General features: G+C 43.7%; 16 protein-coding genes. 9 read left to right on the top strand and 7 right to left on the bottom strand.

Features of this window, described 5'->3' with window-relative positions:
• Window positions 1-376: 376 nt before the first annotated feature.
• Window positions 377-1,153: a hypothetical protein gene (locus MSP8886_RS07540; RefSeq protein ID WP_067014296.1), complete on the top strand. Its 777-nt coding sequence runs from the start codon at window positions 377-379 to the stop codon at window positions 1,151-1,153.
• A 115-nt stretch (window positions 1,154-1,268) separates the two neighbouring features.
• Window positions 1,269-2,429: an esterase-like activity of phytase family protein gene (locus tag MSP8886_RS07535; protein ID WP_217491331.1), complete on the top strand. Its 1,161-nt coding sequence runs from the start codon at window positions 1,269-1,271 to the stop codon at window positions 2,427-2,429.
• Between the two features lie 128 nt (window positions 2,430-2,557).
• On the opposite strand, the gene MSP8886_RS07530 is transcribed toward MSP8886_RS07535, so the two are convergent.
• Window positions 2,558-3,391 (bottom strand): AraC family transcriptional regulator, encoded by an 834-nt coding sequence (locus MSP8886_RS07530; RefSeq protein ID WP_067014574.1) that lies wholly within the window; start codon window positions 3,389-3,391, stop codon window positions 2,558-2,560.
• 170 nt (window positions 3,392-3,561) lie between these two features.
• Between MSP8886_RS07530 and MSP8886_RS07525 the strand changes: the two genes are divergently transcribed.
• The 5 genes from MSP8886_RS07525 to MSP8886_RS07505 all read left to right on the top strand — a co-directional run bounded on the left by MSP8886_RS07525 (window position 3,562) and on the right by MSP8886_RS07505 (window position 9,195).
• Complete coding sequence (locus MSP8886_RS07525; protein WP_067014294.1) at window positions 3,562-4,701, top strand: ornithine cyclodeaminase family protein; 1,140 nt, start codon at window positions 3,562-3,564, stop codon at window positions 4,699-4,701.
• A 103-nt stretch (window positions 4,702-4,804) separates the two neighbouring features.
• Window positions 4,805-5,224 (top strand): RidA family protein, encoded by a 420-nt coding sequence (locus MSP8886_RS07520; RefSeq protein ID WP_067014291.1) that lies wholly within the window; start codon window positions 4,805-4,807, stop codon window positions 5,222-5,224.
• A gap of 61 nt (window positions 5,225-5,285) precedes the next feature.
• Window positions 5,286-6,578, top strand: a complete 1,293-nt coding sequence (locus MSP8886_RS07515; RefSeq protein WP_067014289.1) for an NAD(P)/FAD-dependent oxidoreductase — start codon at window positions 5,286-5,288, stop codon at window positions 6,576-6,578.
• A gap of 38 nt (window positions 6,579-6,616) precedes the next feature.
• Entirely contained in the window at window positions 6,617-8,008 is a 1,392-nt protein-coding gene (locus tag MSP8886_RS07510) for an APC family permease (protein WP_067014286.1), read from the top strand.
• Window positions 8,009-8,103: 95 nt separating this feature from the next.
• Window positions 8,104-9,195 (top strand): methyl-accepting chemotaxis protein, encoded by a 1,092-nt coding sequence (locus MSP8886_RS07505; RefSeq protein ID WP_067014283.1) that lies wholly within the window; start codon window positions 8,104-8,106, stop codon window positions 9,193-9,195.
• Window positions 9,196-9,297: 102 nt separating this feature from the next.
• Here the strand turns inward: MSP8886_RS07505 and MSP8886_RS07500 are convergent, their stop codons facing one another.
• Together MSP8886_RS07500 and MSP8886_RS07495 are read right to left on the bottom strand one after the other, a co-directional pair.
• Window positions 9,298-10,200 (bottom strand): aspartyl/asparaginyl beta-hydroxylase domain-containing protein, encoded by a 903-nt coding sequence (locus tag MSP8886_RS07500; RefSeq protein WP_067014280.1) that lies wholly within the window; start codon window positions 10,198-10,200, stop codon window positions 9,298-9,300.
• A gap of 472 nt (window positions 10,201-10,672) precedes the next feature.
• Window positions 10,673-12,694 carry an NADPH-dependent 2,4-dienoyl-CoA reductase gene (locus tag MSP8886_RS07495; RefSeq protein ID WP_067014276.1) on the bottom strand — a complete coding sequence of 674 codons (2,022 nt, stop codon included), beginning with the start codon at window positions 12,692-12,694 and terminating at the stop codon, window positions 10,673-10,675.
• 174 nt (window positions 12,695-12,868) lie between these two features.
• Between MSP8886_RS07495 and MSP8886_RS07490 the strand changes: the two genes are divergently transcribed.
• The gene (locus tag MSP8886_RS07490; protein ID WP_067014273.1) at window positions 12,869-13,477 is read left to right on the top strand and encodes a TetR/AcrR family transcriptional regulator; all 609 of its coding nucleotides are present in this window, start codon (window positions 12,869-12,871) and stop codon (window positions 13,475-13,477) included.
• Between the two features lie 117 nt (window positions 13,478-13,594).
• On the opposite strand, the gene MSP8886_RS07485 is transcribed toward MSP8886_RS07490, so the two are convergent.
• From MSP8886_RS07485 to MSP8886_RS07470, 4 genes are all read right to left on the bottom strand, one after another.
• Window positions 13,595-14,086: a DUF2165 family protein gene (locus MSP8886_RS07485; RefSeq protein WP_067014268.1), complete on the bottom strand. Its 492-nt coding sequence runs from the start codon at window positions 14,084-14,086 to the stop codon at window positions 13,595-13,597.
• 115 nt (window positions 14,087-14,201) lie between these two features.
• Entirely contained in the window at window positions 14,202-15,494 is a 1,293-nt protein-coding gene (locus tag MSP8886_RS07480; protein ID WP_067014265.1) for an NAD(P)/FAD-dependent oxidoreductase, read from the bottom strand.
• Window positions 15,495-15,571: 77 nt separating this feature from the next.
• Complete coding sequence (locus MSP8886_RS07475) at window positions 15,572-15,991, bottom strand: RidA family protein (protein ID WP_067014261.1); 420 nt, start codon at window positions 15,989-15,991, stop codon at window positions 15,572-15,574.
• A gap of 106 nt (window positions 15,992-16,097) precedes the next feature.
• Complete coding sequence (locus tag MSP8886_RS07470; protein WP_067014258.1) at window positions 16,098-17,237, bottom strand: ornithine cyclodeaminase family protein; 1,140 nt, start codon at window positions 17,235-17,237, stop codon at window positions 16,098-16,100.
• Between the two features lie 315 nt (window positions 17,238-17,552).
• Between MSP8886_RS07470 and MSP8886_RS07465 the strand changes: the two genes are divergently transcribed.
• Entirely contained in the window at window positions 17,553-18,386 is an 834-nt protein-coding gene (locus MSP8886_RS07465) for a helix-turn-helix domain-containing protein (protein WP_067014255.1), read from the top strand.
• Window positions 18,387-18,412: the final 26 nt, after the last annotated feature.

The following is an 18,412-nucleotide window of genomic DNA, read 5'->3' as shown; positions in this document are numbered from 1 at the left end:
GTGGTGATAGCATGCACGATCACCACCTTTTGCTTTACTTGATGCTTCTCCATCGCAAACAAACAAGCACCGTCATCACAGAGCCTTGTAGCTGACCACTAAAACAGCAAAAAGATCTCTTATAAAACGTAACCTTCACTCTCGATTAGAAGAGACCGTTTTATCGATCAATACGAAAGACCATTAGATAGTAATATCCGCTTTTTAATGTATTTGTCCTATCATATCTAAATTAATCCTATGACAAGCCAAAACAAAATGCCTACATCTCATGATGGACTGTATCCTGCCAGTTATAACCAGTATAAATTTGCCGATAGTTCTCTCTAACCGTTTCTTATATGATGGACAGACAATCACAAAAGTAGAGTACGCCATGGGTACGAAAGTTGTTGCTTTAATGTTTTTGGGAGTGAGTTCTTGTACATTTGCTGCGAGTGCTAACCACTCTGTGAAACTCGGTATTTATGCCTCATCCATCACTTATAAAGAGCCAAGTGTCATGACCGAAAAAGGGATGATGACGGGCTTGAAGGGTCAGCTTTCTCTGCATAACAATGGCCAGGCTATTTTGCTAGACCTAATGTATTCAGAAGGTGATATGGATTACGACGGTAGCGGAAAGTTGACCAACATACCAGACAGTATATTAGAAGTGCGAGGCATGTTGGGCCGAGACCTATATCTTCAGTCTGGTTACAGAGTCACCCCTTACATTGGTTTGGGCTATCGTAATTTAAACGATAACTCCAAAGACATGATCACGACAACCAATCGTGTTGGTTATGAACGGGAACAGGTTTACTGGTACAGCCCACTGGGTATTGAGATTCAAAATGGCACCTTAAATGGTAGTTGGCGTCTTGGTGCTAGATTGGAATACGATTATTTTATCGCTGGTAGAAATCATACCTATTTAAGTTCTGTTCCAGGTAATAACGATCTTCACCTCAAACAAAATCGCGGGTCTGGTTACAGAATGAGTGTCGATTTTACGCGAGCCCTTTCCAGTATAACCGCCGTAACAATTCAGCCTTTTTACAAATATTGGAATGTAAAGCAATCAGACACGGGACGAAGCGGTGGAAAAGTATACGTAGAGCCTGACAATAACTCGACTGAATGGGGAGTCGGCTTATTACTGTCTTTTTAACACGTGACTCTTGCATCTTTCTCTTACCATACAATGCTGGTCATAAATTTGACAAAACAAGTGATTAGAATGCATTAGGGTTTCCTTGAGCTTCTCTTTCACTGGTAGAGATTTAATGATGAAAAAGCAATTATTCCACACCGTATTTTTCGGACTACTACTTAGCTCCGCTATGATGGCCCAAGCACTTGAAATAGGCGCTAAAATCAACACGCCTTGTCCCTTTGGAGAATGCTCAAATGGGTTTGAGCTGTCTTATTTTGGTGAAGTGGATGTACCAACTAACACGTTTTTTCAGAATGTAGAAGTCGGTGGGCTCTCTGGGATCGACTATGATCCCAATACGGGCCATTATATTGCCATTTCCGATGATAGGTCAGAAAAGGGGCCCACTCGTTTTTACACCCTGAGTCTGGATTTCACCAAAGAGAGTCTTAAAGCGGTGCATATTCTCAAATCCACCACGCTCCTTACTAAACAAGGCAAACCATTTGGCAAAATGATGGCTGACTCTGAATCCATCCGAGTATTCAATGGTAAAGTCCTTTGGACAAGTGAAGGCTGGGGTAGCCATGAGATTCCCCCTTTTGTTCGCATCGCCGATATGAATGGCCACTTTATAAGGGAATTTACTCTACCTAAAGGCTTTGCGCCAACCAAGAATCATAAATCTGGTATTCGAGACAATCTCGCTTTTGAAGGCTCCACCGTCTTGCCCGACGGTGACATTCTAATAGGCATGGAAACCGCTCTCTACCAAGATGGTCCAATTTCCAGTCTATTGCATGGCAGTCTCGCTCGAATTATTCGTTACAATGCTCAAACAGGCAAACCTAAAGCGGAGTATGTTTATCCTGTCAGCCCTATTCCTCAAGCGGCAGCAACAGCCAAAGGGGGAAATGATAATGGTGTATCGGAAATTTATGCTCTAGACAACACCCATTACCTAGCGCTAGAGCGCGGCTGGGCTGAGGGCGTCGGCAATTATGCCAAGCTGTTTTTGGTGGACATTAGCGGCGCCACCGATGTGTCTAACATTGCCTCTTTAATCCACACTAAACAACGCATTGTCCCTGTTCGCAAAACCCTAGTGCTCAACATTCGTGCTCTAGGGATCAAGCCAGATAACCTAGAAGGCATTACCATCGGCAAAACGAAAGCCGGTCAGGAAGTACTGATTATTGAAGCGGATAATAATTTTAATAAGCATGAAACTAACCAGTTCCTCGCCTTTAAAGTATTAAAACGTCCTGGTTCCAACCAATCAGCGAACTAACGAACAAAGCGTCTTTCTCCCATAGACGCTAGGCCATTATGGCGAATGGCGTGGTTTCTTTAGCCCTAAGGAAGCCATTGAATGCACTACAAAAGAGCAAAATTCATTTTAGTAAGCACCGTTTTAAATCAAACGTATCGAATACGGTCAAGATAGCTTTGCTCTTTGACACGGCTTTGGTAAACCATTGGCGTGGTATTAACCAGCTTTTTGAACTCCCTAAGGAAGTGTGGTTGATCACTAAACCCAAGATCACAAGCAAGTTCTGAAAAGGCGACTTGATCATTGTGATTGATATTATACACGGCAGATTGGCAGCGAATAATACGGCTAAAGGCTTTTGGTGACATGCCTAAATCCGCCTTAAATTGACGTTGTATCGTGCGTGTCGAGAAGCCCGTTAAATCCTCCAATTCCTCCACTCTAACACTACCTCTGGTTTCACTAATCGTCTTCACCACTTGCGCCGTTAAAGAAGAGTGTTGTCGCGTTTCTTGACCATTATAAAACTGCTTAAAAAGCGCCACTTGATCAGTGAAATTTTCTTGCTTAACAATACTCTCAAATACTTGATTTGATTCAGGAATCACCTCAATAAATTGATAATGATGCTCGACTAACTCTTCAGCGGACACCCGCAAAAAATCAGGCACGATACCAAACGCAAAACGCACACCGAAATAGCGATGATGGCTCTTCAATTCGATATCAATCGCTGCCATCGGCGTCCCAAACACTTCCGCTGTTGGCTGGTTGCTATCGCAATCAAATAAGATGTCCACGCAGCCATCTGGAATAGCGAATGCCTGTTCGTTAGAGCCATTCGCCTCAAAACTATAGTAATGGGAAATGGCCGGATTATCCGATCTAGACAAATAGAAATTTTTCGCTGCACTCATTACCAGCCAAGGCTGCTTAGAGCGTATTTCCGCAAGACGATTTACCAGCGCATGTTTTGACATAACGTAACCCATTAATGAGAACTCTTTACTGTTATGTTGCAAACCAAATGCCAAAACATGGCTAGGAAACTATTTTTATCTATGTCGCAAAAATTCAATACACCACACAAAAACCTGACTAGGATCAAATAAATCGTTTCAAAAACCACGCTACAAAAATAGGTGTTGCTATGTCTGAAGATACTAAAATTGATTTTATTTACCTGTCAGAAGAAGACATGATTAAAGCTGGTGTCACGGATATGCCAAGTTGTGTTGATACCATGGAAGAGATGTTCACTCTGCTTTACAAAGGCGACTATCGTATGGCAGGACCCAATAGCGACTCTCATGGTGCTATGATCACTTTCCCCGACGAGTCCCCTTTTCCGACTATGCCAAAGCCCACTGCCGACCGCCGTTTAATGGCGATGCCAGCTTACCTTGGCGGTAGCTTTCAAACCTGCGGAGTAAAATGGTATGGCTCCAACATTGCCAACCGTGAAAAAGGTCTACCACGCTCTATCTTGATGTTTATTTTGAATGACATCGATACGGGTGCACCGATGGCTTACATGTCAGCTAACCTACTATCGGCTTATCGTACGGGCGCAGTTCCGGGTGTTGGTGCTCGCCATCTTGCACGTAAAGACTCCAAAGTCATTGGCTTACTAGGCCCCGGCGTCATGGGCAGAACCGCAGTTGCAGCCTTTATCGCCGCTTGCCCAGAGATCGATACCATTAAGGTAAAAGGTCGCGGTCAAAAAAGTTTGGATGAGTTTGTGAAATGGACAAACGAGAATTATCCACAAGTCACGAATATTCAAGTGGTCGATACCCTAGAAGACGTAGTACGTGGTTCTGATATCGTCACTTATTGTAATTCAGGTGAAACAGGTGACCCATCAACTTACCCGATCGTTAAGCGCGAATGGGTGAAACCAGGTACTTTTCTTGCCATGCCAGCTTACTGCAGCTTAGACGATGCCATGGAACAGAAAGATGTACGTAAAGTCTTGGACAACACTGGCTTGTACCAAGCGTGGTATCACGAAGTTCCAAAACCTGCCCACAACTATATTCCTCTCCCTGGTGTTCGCTTCATGGACATGATTGAGGAAGGCAAGCTGACTCTAGAAGAGTTGGAAGACATCGGCAAAATCACCGCTGGAGAAGCTCCCGGCCGTCTAAACGATGAAGAAATCATCATCATGTCAGTGGGCGGTATGCCCGTAGAAGATGTGGCATGGGCAACAGTGGTTTACCGCAACGCTGTCGAGAAAAACATCGGTGTCAAACTCAACCTTTGGGACACACCAGCACTTCGCTAACAGCAACCATTCGCCAATAGCAACGACGCGAGCGCCTTTTCCTAATGTGCGCTCGCTTATCGTGCATCTCGTTACTAACTTGATAAAAGATTTGAGAACATAAATGAGCACCATTGTAAAAGTAAAAACGGGTTCTAAATTTGAAGAAATCGCCAGCTACTCTCGCTTAGTAGAAGTAGATAACTGGATCTTTGTCTCTAACACAGCGGGTCGAAACCCAGTCACTCAAGAAATACCAGAAGACGTGATTGAGCAGACAAAACAAGTCTTCGCCAATATCGAACGCGCATTAGCGACCGTAGATGCCTCTCTTGGGGACGTAGTGATGTCCCGTGTATTTATCCAAAACCCAGAAGACACAAACGCTGTTATGGAGTTTATTGGTACCCAGTTTAAAGGCGTTAATCCAGCCACAACCGTGACTTGCCCGCCGCTAGGTTCCACCGTCTACAAAGTGGAACTAGAAGTCACCGCGTACCGTGGTGCAGCTAAAGCAGACGTTCAAGAAATCAAATTAGCTTAACAGAACGTTTGCATTACTTGTCCTCTGCAAATGCTCTCTTTACACCATCCGGAAATGTGCTATGACAAAAACACTTGACGCAATTGAAACACAAGACCAGCTTCCCGAAAGCACCAGTGTGGTGATCATTGGTGGTGGCATTGTGGGTGTCACTGCGGCACTCACCCTTGCTGAACGTAATATCCCAGTGGTGTTGTTGGAGAAAGGTCACATAGCTGGCGAACAATCTTCCCGTAACCTTGGCTGGGTGCGTAAAACCAATCGACATTTTGATGATGTGCCCTTAGCCGTAGAGGCGGATCGACTATGGTCAGAGATGCCAAACCGTATAGGTCAGGATGTTGGCTACAAACAAGCGGGCATCATGTTCCTTGCTAAAACCCAAGCTCAACTTGCTATGCACGAAAGCTGGCTAAAATCCGTTGAGTCATTAGAACTCGGCTCCAAAATACTAAGCGCTAAAGAAATCAGCCAAAAAGTACCGGGCGGTCAAGGCCACTGGGAAGGCGGTATTTTCACCGCATCAGATGGTCGTGCTGAACCTTCAATAGCAGTGCCTGCTATGGCAAAAGCAGCCCAGAAAAAAGGGGCAATTTTGATTCAGCACTGTGCCGTTCGCACCTTATCCATGAGCGCAGGAAAAGTTTCCGGTGTCGTCACAGAGAAAGGGGAGATCCGCTGTGATCGCGTACTGCTTGCGGGTGGCGCTTGGTCACGCCGCTTCCTCGGCAACTTAGGTGTATCGTTGCCGACACTGCCGCTGATTTGTTCTGTGTTTAGAACCAAACCGATGGAAGGTCCGACTGATATCGCTGTGGGTGGTCCTGATTTTTCTTTTAGAAAACATAAAGACGGTGGTTTTATTATCACCCAGCGCGGCAAGCTTGATGCGCCCATCACGCTGGACCATTTGCTAATTGGTCGTCGCTATATGGATCAACTTCGCACCCAACGTAGCTTTTTGAATATTTCTTTTGGTCGTCATTTTATTAAGGACCTTGCCCTTGCTCGTCGCTGGGGAGCCAACAAGGTGTCACCATTTGAAAAGATCCGCACCTTGGATCCGAATTTCAATGCCAACCTTAATCAAGATGCGTTCAACAATCTTTGCAACGCTTGGCCTGCTTTCGAAAAAGCCGAGCTAGAAGAAGCTTGGGCGGGTGTGATTGACGTCACCCCTGACTCAAACCCCGTGATTGATCATGTTCAAAAAATCCCCGGATTAACCGTTGCTACGGGCTTTTCGGGCCATGGTTTTGGAACAGGGCCTGCCGCAGGGGAATTAGCCGCGGACTTAGTATCTAACGCGACGCCATTAATCGATCCAAGCCCTTATCGCTTTGATCGTCTCTAAAATCGACCTAAGATTTTAATTATAAGAGGAACGGAACAATGAGTGATACATCGACCATAAATTCAATACCGACAGGTCACAGTACCATGTCGAAAAAAAAGATCGGTCTGCTCACTATGATGGCAACTTGTATTGGTATGGTTATTGTCCAAGGGGCAATGATTTCTGCTATGCAAGGTATTGGCCTAGGTGGTATGGGATTTATCTTTGCCATGCTGGCGGCTTTGATCATCGCACAATTTAATGCCATGAGCTTTTCTGAATTGTCTTTGATGTTTCCACAAGAAGGAACACTGGCGACTTACACACAAAAAGCCATTGGTCATTTTCCTGCTATCGTTTCGGTGTTTGCAGGTTATGTCGTCGTCGCTACGTTGGCTTTGCCAGTCGAGTTATTCCTAGTGGATGCCATGGTTGGTCAGCTGCTGCCAGGCATGTTCCCTGAAAAACTGATCCCGATTTTGATTGTGGCAATTTTGGCCATCACCAACATTATCGGTACCGACGTTTTTTCAAAAGTTCAAAACGTGCTAGCTTTTGTCATGGTCAGCGCCTTAATCCTTACTGCTTTAGCCGCTGTTTCAGGAAGCACAGAACCGCATCCTATCTTAACGGGCGCGACGGTCGACTGGGGCTTTTCTGGCGTAACAAATGGTAGCTTTATTGGTTTAATTGCTTTGGCTATGTGGCTGTTCGTGGGCTCTGAATACATCTGCCCCATGATCAATGAAGTAAAGAATCCAGAGAAAAATATTCCTAAAGCCATGCGTCTTTCTTTGCTCGCTATCTTCTGTATTTTCGCCCTATTTGTTTATGGCGCAAGCTTATACTTAAATACGGACGAGTTACTGAAATCCCCTATTCCTTACCTAAATTACGCGAATGCCGTATTTGGTAAAGCGGGATTAATCATTGCCACCATTATGGCGTTGACAGCGACCTGTAGTACAGTAAACACCATTTTTGCAGCACTACCACGTATGCTTCACGGTATGGCACAAGACAAACAAGCTTTTCCTATTCTAAAAGTGACCAATCGCTTTGGTTCTCCTTGGGTAGGCATTGTGATGATGGCCGTTCTAGTTATCATTCCTTTTTTAGTGATGACTATTGACTCTTTAATTGTCTTTGTAATCGCCGCCACCACAAGTTATTTGTTGGCCTATATCATCGCTCATATTGATGTCATCATCTTGCGTCGTCGCATGCCGAATCACAAGCGACCTTATCGCACACCTTTCTTCCCAATACCACAAATTCTGGGGATCGTTGCGATGGTGTACGTGGCTCTCCACAACTCTCCATCACCAGATATGACTAAAATGGTGTATAGCATTGCTGGGGGCATGTTGGCTGTAATCTGTGTGATCGCGGCTATCTGGGTGAAATTCTATATGAAACGTAAGCTCTTTGAACCCGATATGGACTAAGACTCCCACTTCAAAACGTCAGCTGGCTTTCCTAGTCACTGGCGTTTTGCTTTTTCAATACTCATATTATCGTGTTTAAGTAAGCGAGCCTGCCTATGCTGTTTAGTAAAAAGAAAAATCTCGAGGCTTTACAAGAAAAATTAACGAAAGTGAGTAGCGAAAAGCTCGCTTTAGAACAGGAAATTCACCACCTCAAAGAAAAACTGCATCAGCAGGAAGAAAAACATCAACACACACCTCCGCCACAAACGCACGATGATCGCTTACTACTCGCCCAGCAGCCCCTTCTTAGTCAAGCTCTCAACACGATCAAACAAGTTTCCGAATACCTATTTGAACCTATGAGTGCGTCAGAAGGCAGTAACCAAAAAATTGCCGACAACAAATCCGATATTGCTAACATCACCCTCTCCTTAACTGAGATTGCCAACAAAACCCAGTCCAGTCTTGACGATGTTAACAATCTAAAAAACATTACCAATGACATTAAAAATTTCACGGACACTATCCAAAGCATTTCTGAGCAGACCAATTTATTAGCTCTCAATGCCGCCATTGAAGCGGCTCGTGCCGGCGAATACGGACGAGGCTTTGCGGTTGTTGCAGACGAAGTTCGCACACTGGCTAACAAAGCCCGTGACTCCAGTGAGCAGATATCTAGTTTGGTACAAAAAATTGATGGTCATACCAACGCAGTCAGCGGGCAAATCGACACACTGCATCGGTCAGTATCCGCAGTCAGTCAGAGTTGCGAACAGCTCGATCAATCCTTTCGTCTCACCGCACAAGACTCTGAAAATATGATGTCAGCAGGCTATCACTCCATGGCCTTTGCCCATGTCTCTGCCGCCCTGCTAGAGCTAAATCAATGGCAATCATCTTACCTTATCGCTGCCTTAAACAATCAAACATCAAGCCCCTTTAGAGACATAAAGGAGACGGATTTCGGTGCTTGGTATTACCAAGGAACAGACAATGAATTTAACTTCCGTTCACAATCCGGTTTTCTTAAAATCGATAATGAATTGTCTGCTTTAAATAAGATAGCAAAGGAGCTGACACAATCCACGCCCCATAGCGCTGCACACCTAGCGCAACTAGAAGAGAATATAGTAAAACACATTATGAATACCTACCAATATATGCAACAGATCCAGAATTATCTATTTAAGCAAATCAACCATTAAAGTAACTTTCTTTTCTCTTCAGAGACAGAAGTCATTCCATAGGCAAGGTTGCCTATGGTCTTTTATTTTTAGCAAGCATAAAATGAGAACATTAGCTTTATCTTATTTAAAAAAGATAATATAAATAAGGTAAATATACAATGCGTACTGTAGAAAGTAATATAGAGGCTTATTAAAGGCCTTAACCTTTTTACCAACCACCCTTATTTTATACACATAGGCGAAAATTTTATTTAGGAAGCCAACTTTGTCACCTTTTACATTTTTTGTCGCCGAGGCTGCCAGTAATGTGTAAGACAAAAACTCATTAAACCAATCCACTAAAAAAAAACTAACTGGTCGCTTAACATCTAAAAATAGCACAATTCTATTTTGGTCTGTTTTATTTTCGGCATAATGAATAAATGTCTCATCAAACATAACAGACTCACCATCCCGCCAAGAATACTGTATACCATCAACCACAATATGACAGTCATCAGAATTAGGGGTCACCAATCCTAAGTGGTAGCGCAACGAGCCTGCATAAGGATCTCGATGCTTCACTAAGCGAGCCCCTGGAGGCAACATGGCAAACATAGCCCCTTTCACGCCCGGCACAGTGGAGAGTAGTGCCACTGTATTAGGACATAGCTGCTTAGCGGACTTTAGATCAGCACCGTACCACTTTAAGTAAAAGCGCTTCCAGCCAGTACGAAAGAACGAATTAAAGCCGAGATCATCCAAATCCTCAGATGCCTTGATTTGTGCTGAACTATTCAAGACGAGTGCCTCATCACGAATCATTTCCCAGTTATCTTCTACAACCTTCAGCTCAGGAAATTCTTTGACATCAATAAAAGGGCTCTTTTTAACGCGAGAAAACAGATAGAATAGGCAATTAATTGGGCCTAAGAAATTGGAATGATCGGTAATTCGACGAGATAACTTACTATGCTTAACCACACCACGGCTCTGAACATAAAAAGCACACATAACGAACAATAGAAAAACAGCAACCCCCATAAGCGTATCCCCCAAGGTATTGAAAACACCTCAAGAATGAGGTCAATTCAAACTATGCTATTTTAACCACCATTCAAAAACAAATTCACTTTACTCATTATTGAAATAAGAAATAGGAATAACTTAAAAATCCCTTATAAAAAAACACTATTCTTAAGAAAAGAGGAGAATAAGAAAATAATTAGAAAACACATTAGAGTATAATAGTGCTATTCTTCTACAATAAGAATAAATATAACCCCTTCGACAGATCTAAATAGCAATCGATTTTCAAGAAAATTAGGTTAACAAAGGCACTCAGAAAAATTCACCCAGCAAATAATGCTATAGCCATAAAAGAAATGATCCATTATAGCTATAGTAGGTTAGCTCTGAGCTGGAGAATAAGACTTACGAAAATAATTCCATCCCTCAAATAGCAGATAATCACATAAAAAAAACATGAGTAAAGTCTCTGCTATACTCTAGATGCTTACAACTCACACGCCAATAACGTGCCTTGTTTTATCGCACGTTTCGCATCAAGCTCTGATGCAACATCCGCTCCGCCAATAAAGTGCACAGGTCTATTTATGCTCTCACCTAAGGTTTTATTGGGTAATTGACCCGCACAAATCACAACGTTATCAACAGCCAAGCATTGTGGCTCCCCAGCCACGGTGAGGTGCAGCCCTTGATCATCGATTTTTTGATACTCACAATTGGCAAGCATGGTCACGCCTTTTTTCAACAGCTCAGTTCGATGAATCCAGCCTGTGGTTTTTCCTAAATTCGCACCGACCTTGGAGGCTTTTCGCTGTAGCAAGAAGACTTCCCTCACGGCTGGTTGAAAGTTTGGCTTCATTCCTTCCACGCCACCTCGGGTTTGAAAGGTCATATCCACTCCCCACTGATTCATAAACTCACCAATGGTTTTGGCTCCGTGGGATAGCTCATGGATCAGGTATTCGCTGATATCAAACCCAATACCACCCGCACCGATCACCGCCACACGCTTACCAACGGCATGACCATTCATGACATCCAAATAGCTCAACACTTTTGGATGATCGATCCCCTCAATCTCCGGTTCCCTTGGTAGGATGCCCGTTGCCATGACTACATCGTCAAAATCGCATTGATTCAATAGCGATTCATCAACGCATGTATTGAGTTTTAACGTGACACCTGTCAGCGCGATTTGACGCTTAAAATAGCGCAGTGTTTCATAAAACTCTTCTTTACCAGGAATACGCTTAGCAATATTAAATTGCCCACCAATCTCACTGGCCATATCAAATAAAGTGACCTTATGTCCTCGTTTCGCCGCCGTTGTCGCAAACGCTAAACCGGCAGGGCCAGCCCCTATAACGCCAATACGCTTTGGCGTTTCAGCGGGCGCAATAATGAGCTTCGTCTCATGGCAGGCTCTTGGGTTAACCAAGCAAGATGTGACCTTCTGATAAAAAACATGATCCAAACAAGCTTGATTACACCCGATACAGGTATTGATTTCATCAGCTCGATTTTGCTGTGCTTTCACCACAAACTCAGGATCGGCAAGAAACGGCCGAGCCATAGACACCAAATCCGCATCGCCCCGAGCCAGAACATCCTCAGCGACCTCCGGCATATTGATCCGGTTAGAGGTGACTAAAGGGAGAGTTAACGACTCTTTAAGCTTCGCAGTCACCCAAGTGAAGGCCGCTCTTGGAACTTTTGTAGCAATTGTCGGCACTCTGGCCTCATGCCAGCCAATGCCCGTATTGATAATCGTTGCGCCTGCTTTTTCGATCGCTAAACCAAGGGATATGACTTCCTCTAACGTACTCCCTTGTTCCACCAAATCCAGCATGGACAAACGGTAGATAATAATAAAATGCTCGCCCACCGCGTCGCGAATGCGTTGTACGACTTCTACCGGAAGACGCATCCGATTCTCATATTCTCCGCCCCAATCATCCTCGCGGTGATTCGTACGAGCAGCAATAAACTGATTGAGTAAATACCCTTCGGAGCCCATCACTTCAACTCCGTCGTACCCGGCTTTTTGCGCTAATAAGGCAGCATTCACAAAGTCATCAATTTGCTTAGCAATTTCATCTTGGGTTAATTCATGGGGAGGGAAAGGGTTAATCGGGGCTTGTAATGCGGAAGGAGCAACCAACTTGGGGGTAAAAGCATAACGGCCTGAATGCAAAATCTGCATACAAATCTTTCCGCCTTCGGCATGGACCGCAGACGTCACTTGACGATGGTTGATGACATCCTCTTCGGTTGTCATCAAAGCCGCATTAGCGTAAACCCCTCCTTCTTCATTTGGACCGATACCACCCGTTACAATCAAAGACACACCGCCCTTTGCTCGCTCTGCGTAAAACGCCGCCATACGAGGAAAGCCATCTTTGGCTTCTTCTAGACCCAAATGCATGGATCCCATAATAATGCGGTTTTTTAATTGCGTAAAACCGAGATCCAATGGTTGAAAGAGATGCGAATAAGCTGACTGACTCATAATGATGCCCTTTTAAGGATGTTATTGTTATACAAACCACGACACGACTGCTGTGCTCGATACCTCGTACTGGGTTCGCTTATAGAGGTCTCTTAACAAGCTAAAAACAATCTAGACAGCGTCAAGATAGAATTTAATTTTGACACTGTCAAGATAAACAGCTTTAATCCGAGCATGACCACAACGAAAAAAACCTATCATCATGGTGATTTGAAAATCACCTTAATCCAAGCCGCTAGCGACCTTCTTCATAAAGAAGGGGCCAATGCCTTATCGATGCGTAAGTTAGCAGACATCGTTGGCGTATCTCGCACCGCCCCCTATCACCATTTCAAAGATAAAAATGCCTTACTCTGCGCCATCGCAGCCAATGGCTTTGAGCAGCAAACAGAGCGGCTTAGACAGCTAATTAACCAGCAAGACCATAGCGAAGAAACCTTTAAAAAATACGTCTTTTTATACATTCATTTTGCCCAACAACAAAGTGAGCTCTATGACCTGATGTATGGCCGTACCTTATGGCAAACAGGCACACCTAATGACAGCTTAAAGATAGCATCACGCCAAGCTTTTAAATGCTGGATAGACTGGGTGGAAGCCCTGCAAAAAAATGGCGTTTTGACCAGCAGCAATACACCACTCAGGGTCGGACAAGCCACCTGGGCAAGCCTACACGGCCTTGCCAGATTCTTAATCGATGGTATTTATATTGACGAAGAAAATGTCACCGAAATGGCAGAACAAATGCTTGAGATGATGATACTCAAGCACTCTCTTGTTTGAATAAAATTAAAAGGTAAAAACATAAGATATTGAGTACATGAATATAAATACCATGCACTCAATATAAAACTGGAGAAAAAACAAATCGAGTGAATAAAAGCAACGCTAATACATCTACTATGACTTTTCCTCTTGATTAATAAAGATCAATACTAGAAAGAGTACCACGATAAAACGAAATGCAGAGGATTGCCCATTCCAAATTTTAGACTGCCACATTAAAAACCACTCTGCACCAATCGTCATAAATCCAGTAAACCAGAGCAACACCCCAAGTAATAAGCCAACATTGGCCCATTTTTTAGCATGATTAAAGGTCCTGTTATCGGCAAGACGGCTATGCCACATTTGCCACACACCTAAGGCACACAATATCCCTACCATGGCTTCGGTAAAGATAATCAGCCAATAAAAGGCATGATGTAGAAAAGGAACTTGAATTGAACGATAGACCAGAGGATTATTATCAAAAATCGAATCCATGGTTAAGACATGCTGAACAAAAGCATAATTGGATCCATAATCCACTATATTATTAAAGGCAACTAACCCTGCAAACAAGGCAACACAAGCCACTAAAATAACTTTGATAACTCTTAAATGATTCATACCCACTGTCCATGTGATAATCGTTAGTCTTCGAGTCTCTCCTTATACACTGGAATCTAATGAAAAAAAATACCAACACAAAAAATGTGTCAGTATTTTTTTGAGAGACAACCGCCTAGAAGCGATCAAATCGATAAGGAGCAGGATTAACAATCGGTTCGTGATTGGAGACAAGATCCGCCGCTAACTGACCTGCTGCAGGTCCTGTTCCAAAACCGTGACCAGAGAAGCCCGTTGCAACCGTTAAGCCAGGAATGCTTTTCACATGATCAATCACTGGACTTGAGTCAGGTGTGATATCAATCACCCCAGCCCACGCTTCCTCTAGTTCAGCCGCTTCAAACGCTGGCCAAGCCTTTCTCAAGTTGGTTATGGCTTCATTGTTCAAAGCAGGATTGGCTTGTGGATCCATAGTACGGATTTTTTCAAAAGGCGTCACTTGATTGCCTTTCCAACGACGTGCCAAGGTTAGGTCTTTAAAAAACTCACGACCCATCGACACTCGCAAAAAACCACCTTGAGTGCGTAATTGGGATAGGTAGCGTCGACCAATTAATAAATGATCTAAAGTGAGTTTGGCATCTAACGCCCCACGCTGGGTGACAATAAAACCACCACCTTGATGTTTCCTAAAAGAGAAATCTGGACCACCAACAGCAATATCAGTCGGCCCTTCCATTGGTTTGGTTCGCATCACTGAGCATATTAATGGCAAGGTATATAAAGACACACCTAAGTTGCCCAAGAAGCGTCTTGACCACGCGCCACCAGCCAGCAGCACTTGTTCACAGCGAATTTCCCCTTGCTCTGTCACCACACCAGAGACCTTGCCCCCAGACATGGATAAAGTACGAACAGCACAGTTTTGTACCATTATTGCACCCAGCTCAATGGCTTTTTTCGCCATGGCAGCTGTTGCCACGGCAGGCTCCGCACGACCATCAGAGGGGGTATAGATTCCCCCTACCCAATCGCCCTTTCCACCTGGCACTTTTTGATCAATTTCTTTTTTACTCAATAAATGTGAGTCCAAATCCAGAGCCTGAACGGACTTCAACCAGCCTTCACTTGCTGCCAGTTGTTCTTCTGTTTTTGCCAAAAACATAATGCCAGCTTGTTTATAGCCTGCATCATGGCCAATTCTCTCCGGCATTTGCGCCCAGAGTCGATCCGCTGCAGCCGCCAGAGGCACATCCTCTGAGTGACGGTTGGTTTTCCGAATCCAGCCCAAATTTCGTGAAGATTGCTCTCCTCCGATGTGGCCTTTTTCTAACAAAACAACAGGAATATTACGCTCAGCTAAGGTTAGCGCAGCCGTCACACCAACAATACCACCGCCAATCACCACAACAGTCGTTGATTCAGGCAACTGATCTTGCGTTTGTACCGTATCGAGTGTTTTTGTCATAACAAATTCCCTAGGAATGAAAGGATGCTTTCTTCATGGCGAAAACATCCTTCTTAGTGTTTTAAAAAACAGGATAATTAAGCAATTGTGATCTCTTGAACATTAGCTTTCGAAGCGCCACGATAAGCCGTGACTTCTAATTCCACTTTATAAACAGTGGAGCCTAAAGGAGGACAAGTTACCGTCGTCGCTGGGTTAACCCCTTTAAACTTAGTCCCAATAAACTCCATCACCGCTGGCGTGTCTGCTGGGTCTTGGATAAACACTCGTGACACAACGACATCTTCTAAACCAGAATCGACCGCCTTAAGAGCTTTCTCAATGTTACTGAAAACTTGTTTAGCTTGCTCAATCACGTCCTCTGGAATTTCTTTTGTCTCTGGATTACGGCCTGCCGTATTAGAAACATAAATCCAATTATCAACAGAGACAACACGAGAATAGCTGCCTTTCTCTTCAAAAATGGAACCTGTTTTTGCTTTGATAATAGTCGTCATGATATTCACCTATAAAATAATGATGTTTAAAAGTCGTTTTGTGAGTAGCTCAATGACAGCAAACCTAGTTGAGGCTTGCCATCACTGTTATTTCAGTTTTATGCTGCTATTTTAACACTGGGGTTTCCCAAAGGTTCAATTTGACACCAATACCTTTCTCTATTGCATTGCGGTAAATCACGGTTGCCCAAGCAATGTCTTCTACTGGCATACCGCCGACAGACATAATAATGATTTCGTCATCATTCTGACGACCTGGCGCTTCATTTGCCACGATTTTACCAATGTCTTCAAGCTCCGCTTTATCAAGTTGACCGGCAGCGATCATGTCCATAAAGCGCACACCGACTAGTGGAACATGGTTATGGGCTGGTTTCGGTAATTCTTCATACCATGCCTCGTATAAACGCGTATTATCCAATACCTTACGCACACCAGGACCTTCCATTCCCTCATCTAACGAACAACTTGCTGGCATGGCTAAAAATGCCCCCGGTTTCACCCATTCGCGTTTTACCATTGGGTAAGTTGTTGGATCACCAGTCTCTCCAGAGTTACAATAAGTGACAAGATCTGAACCTCGGACCACGTCTTCAATAGTATCCACTACTTGGATATTGCTAATTTGTGGAAAGGTTTCCTTCACCCACCCGATAAAATCATCGAGACTCTTTTGACCACGCCCTTTAATCTTGATGGTATCAATATGATGGCACGCCGCCATAAAGGCTGAAACAGTGGTTTTCCCCATCACACCTGGGCCAAGCAAGCCAATCACTTTGGCATCTTTACGAGCTAAGTGACGCGCGCCCACACCTGGGATCGCTCCTGTGCGGTAAGCAGACAGTAAATTAGCCGACATATAAGCCAAAGGCGCAGCGGTCTCAATATCGCTTAGCGTTAACATCAATATAGAGCGAGGTAAGCCTTTCTCACGATTGGCGATGTTAGAACCATACCATTTTACGCCACAGGTCTGAAAATCCCCACCTAAATAAGCAGGCATAGCCATTAAGCGTCGATCCGCTGTGGGTTTAGGCATCGTTGGAAAAGGGGACTCATCAGGGAACGTAATTAAAGCGCCGTGGGAATCACTATTAGGACCTGCCATGCGATAATCGCCTTTATGCAAAAGCGCAAACATTTCTTCCATGGTGTCGACACATTTGGGCATATCGGTAACACCGGCACGAATCATGTCTTGCTCAGATAGATAAATAAAATCGATAGTTGTGTTCTCAGACATAGCAATACCTAATAATAAAAATGAATAGTTTTTGTTTTTACGTCCCTAAACCGAACAGAATAAACCCCTTTATCTTGATTCAACACCAATGAACAAGTGGTTCTTGATACAAATGGGTTAGCAACGCTTGCCTTTGATCCTAATCCTGTCCAATAGCTGCGTATTGGAATTTTCCGACATGAATCATGTTCACCCAACAAACCAAAAATAACGGCATTATTTTTGCATGATTATTTGACAACAGTACCTAAGAGCAAGTGAAAGCAGCCTATAAGCTGACTTTTTATTCATCCTTCATTCAAGCAGAGCCATGCCATGTCAATATCATCCAGACCTATTCCGATGTTCGATATTCGCTCAGAACAACCTTGGTTTGTTCTTAATTCTGCTAAGCAATTCTCTCTTTACCCATCGTCAAACCCTGCCATTTCCCACTATTACAGTTTTGAACTGAAACAGGAATGCAAACTTAACTTTGCCATTCCTGATGGTTGTGTTGATGTGGTATTTGACTGTGATGAATATAAGCCACGGGCCATGATTTGCGGTACGCCACTAGAAGCTCGTAATACCCAACTTATCGCTCAACATCGCTATTTCGGTGTGCGCTTTGCAAGAGGTGTCATACCAGACTTTATTGATGTCGCCACAGAAGAGTTAATCGATCAAGAGTTTGACTTTTTAGAGACGATCCCCAACAGTTACGAGGCTTTCGAGAAGATTGTTAGCCAGCCTAGCTTTGCCAAACAGGTGGCCATTTTTAACGAATTTTTATTGGGTAAGCGGATAAGACAACCTTCCTCACTCACTCTTCAAGTAGTGCAGGATATCTACAAGAAAAAAGGCAATATCCGAATTCAAGACTTAGAAGCTCTAACAGGCTACACAACGAGAACCATACAAAGACAATTTCGCGACGATCTTGGCGTGTCTCCCAAAACATTCAGCCGCATCATTCGTTGCCAATCAGCTGTTTGTGATATTCACAATAATAATGAATTGGTTTTCTCTGATTTGGCCTGTGACTTAGGGTTTTATGATCAATCACACTTTCTTAGCGAATTTAAAAAGCTTGTCAGCACCACACCGTTGGATTATTTGAATCGTATATCGCACGGTACCTATCAACAAAGAATTCGTTATCTCTGAGCGATTTCAGTGCAATAACGCTCCCC

Source organism: Marinomonas spartinae, assembly GCF_900089775.1.
Classification (GTDB): domain Bacteria; phylum Pseudomonadota; class Gammaproteobacteria; order Pseudomonadales; family Marinomonadaceae; genus Marinomonas; species Marinomonas spartinae.
The sequence above is the reverse complement of the archived record's forward strand: the minus strand, read 5'-3'. Positions and strand labels throughout refer to the sequence as shown.

What these genes read in the sequence shown, in the direction of transcription:
- MSP8886_RS07540 (WP_067014296.1), top strand. Translation starts at nt 377, where the DNA reads ATGGGTACGAAAGTTGTTGCTTTAATGTTTTTGGGAGTGAGTTCTTGT.
- MSP8886_RS07535 (WP_217491331.1), top strand. Translation starts at nt 1,269, where the DNA reads ATGATGAAAAAGCAATTATTCCACACCGTATTTTTCGGACTACTACTT.
- MSP8886_RS07530 (WP_067014574.1), bottom strand. Translation starts at nt 3,391, where the DNA reads ATGTCAAAACATGCGCTGGTAAATCGTCTTGCGGAAATACGCTCTAAG.
- MSP8886_RS07525 (WP_067014294.1), top strand. Translation starts at nt 3,562, where the DNA reads ATGTCTGAAGATACTAAAATTGATTTTATTTACCTGTCAGAAGAAGAC.
- MSP8886_RS07520 (WP_067014291.1), top strand. Translation starts at nt 4,805, where the DNA reads ATGAGCACCATTGTAAAAGTAAAAACGGGTTCTAAATTTGAAGAAATC.
- MSP8886_RS07515 (WP_067014289.1), top strand. Translation starts at nt 5,286, where the DNA reads ATGACAAAAACACTTGACGCAATTGAAACACAAGACCAGCTTCCCGAA.
- MSP8886_RS07510 (WP_067014286.1), top strand. Translation starts at nt 6,617, where the DNA reads ATGAGTGATACATCGACCATAAATTCAATACCGACAGGTCACAGTACC.
- MSP8886_RS07505 (WP_067014283.1), top strand. Translation starts at nt 8,104, where the DNA reads ATGCTGTTTAGTAAAAAGAAAAATCTCGAGGCTTTACAAGAAAAATTA.
- MSP8886_RS07500 (WP_067014280.1), bottom strand. Translation starts at nt 10,200, where the DNA reads ATGGGGGTTGCTGTTTTTCTATTGTTCGTTATGTGTGCTTTTTATGTT.
- MSP8886_RS07495 (WP_067014276.1), bottom strand. Translation starts at nt 12,694, where the DNA reads ATGAGTCAGTCAGCTTATTCGCATCTCTTTCAACCATTGGATCTCGGT.
- MSP8886_RS07490 (WP_067014273.1), top strand. Translation starts at nt 12,869, where the DNA reads ATGACCACAACGAAAAAAACCTATCATCATGGTGATTTGAAAATCACC.
- MSP8886_RS07485 (WP_067014268.1), bottom strand. Translation starts at nt 14,086, where the DNA reads ATGAATCATTTAAGAGTTATCAAAGTTATTTTAGTGGCTTGTGTTGCC.
- MSP8886_RS07480 (WP_067014265.1), bottom strand. Translation starts at nt 15,494, where the DNA reads ATGACAAAAACACTCGATACGGTACAAACGCAAGATCAGTTGCCTGAA.
- MSP8886_RS07475 (WP_067014261.1), bottom strand. Translation starts at nt 15,991, where the DNA reads ATGACGACTATTATCAAAGCAAAAACAGGTTCCATTTTTGAAGAGAAA.
- MSP8886_RS07470 (WP_067014258.1), bottom strand. Translation starts at nt 17,237, where the DNA reads ATGTCTGAGAACACAACTATCGATTTTATTTATCTATCTGAGCAAGAC.
- MSP8886_RS07465 (WP_067014255.1), top strand. Translation starts at nt 17,553, where the DNA reads ATGTCAATATCATCCAGACCTATTCCGATGTTCGATATTCGCTCAGAA.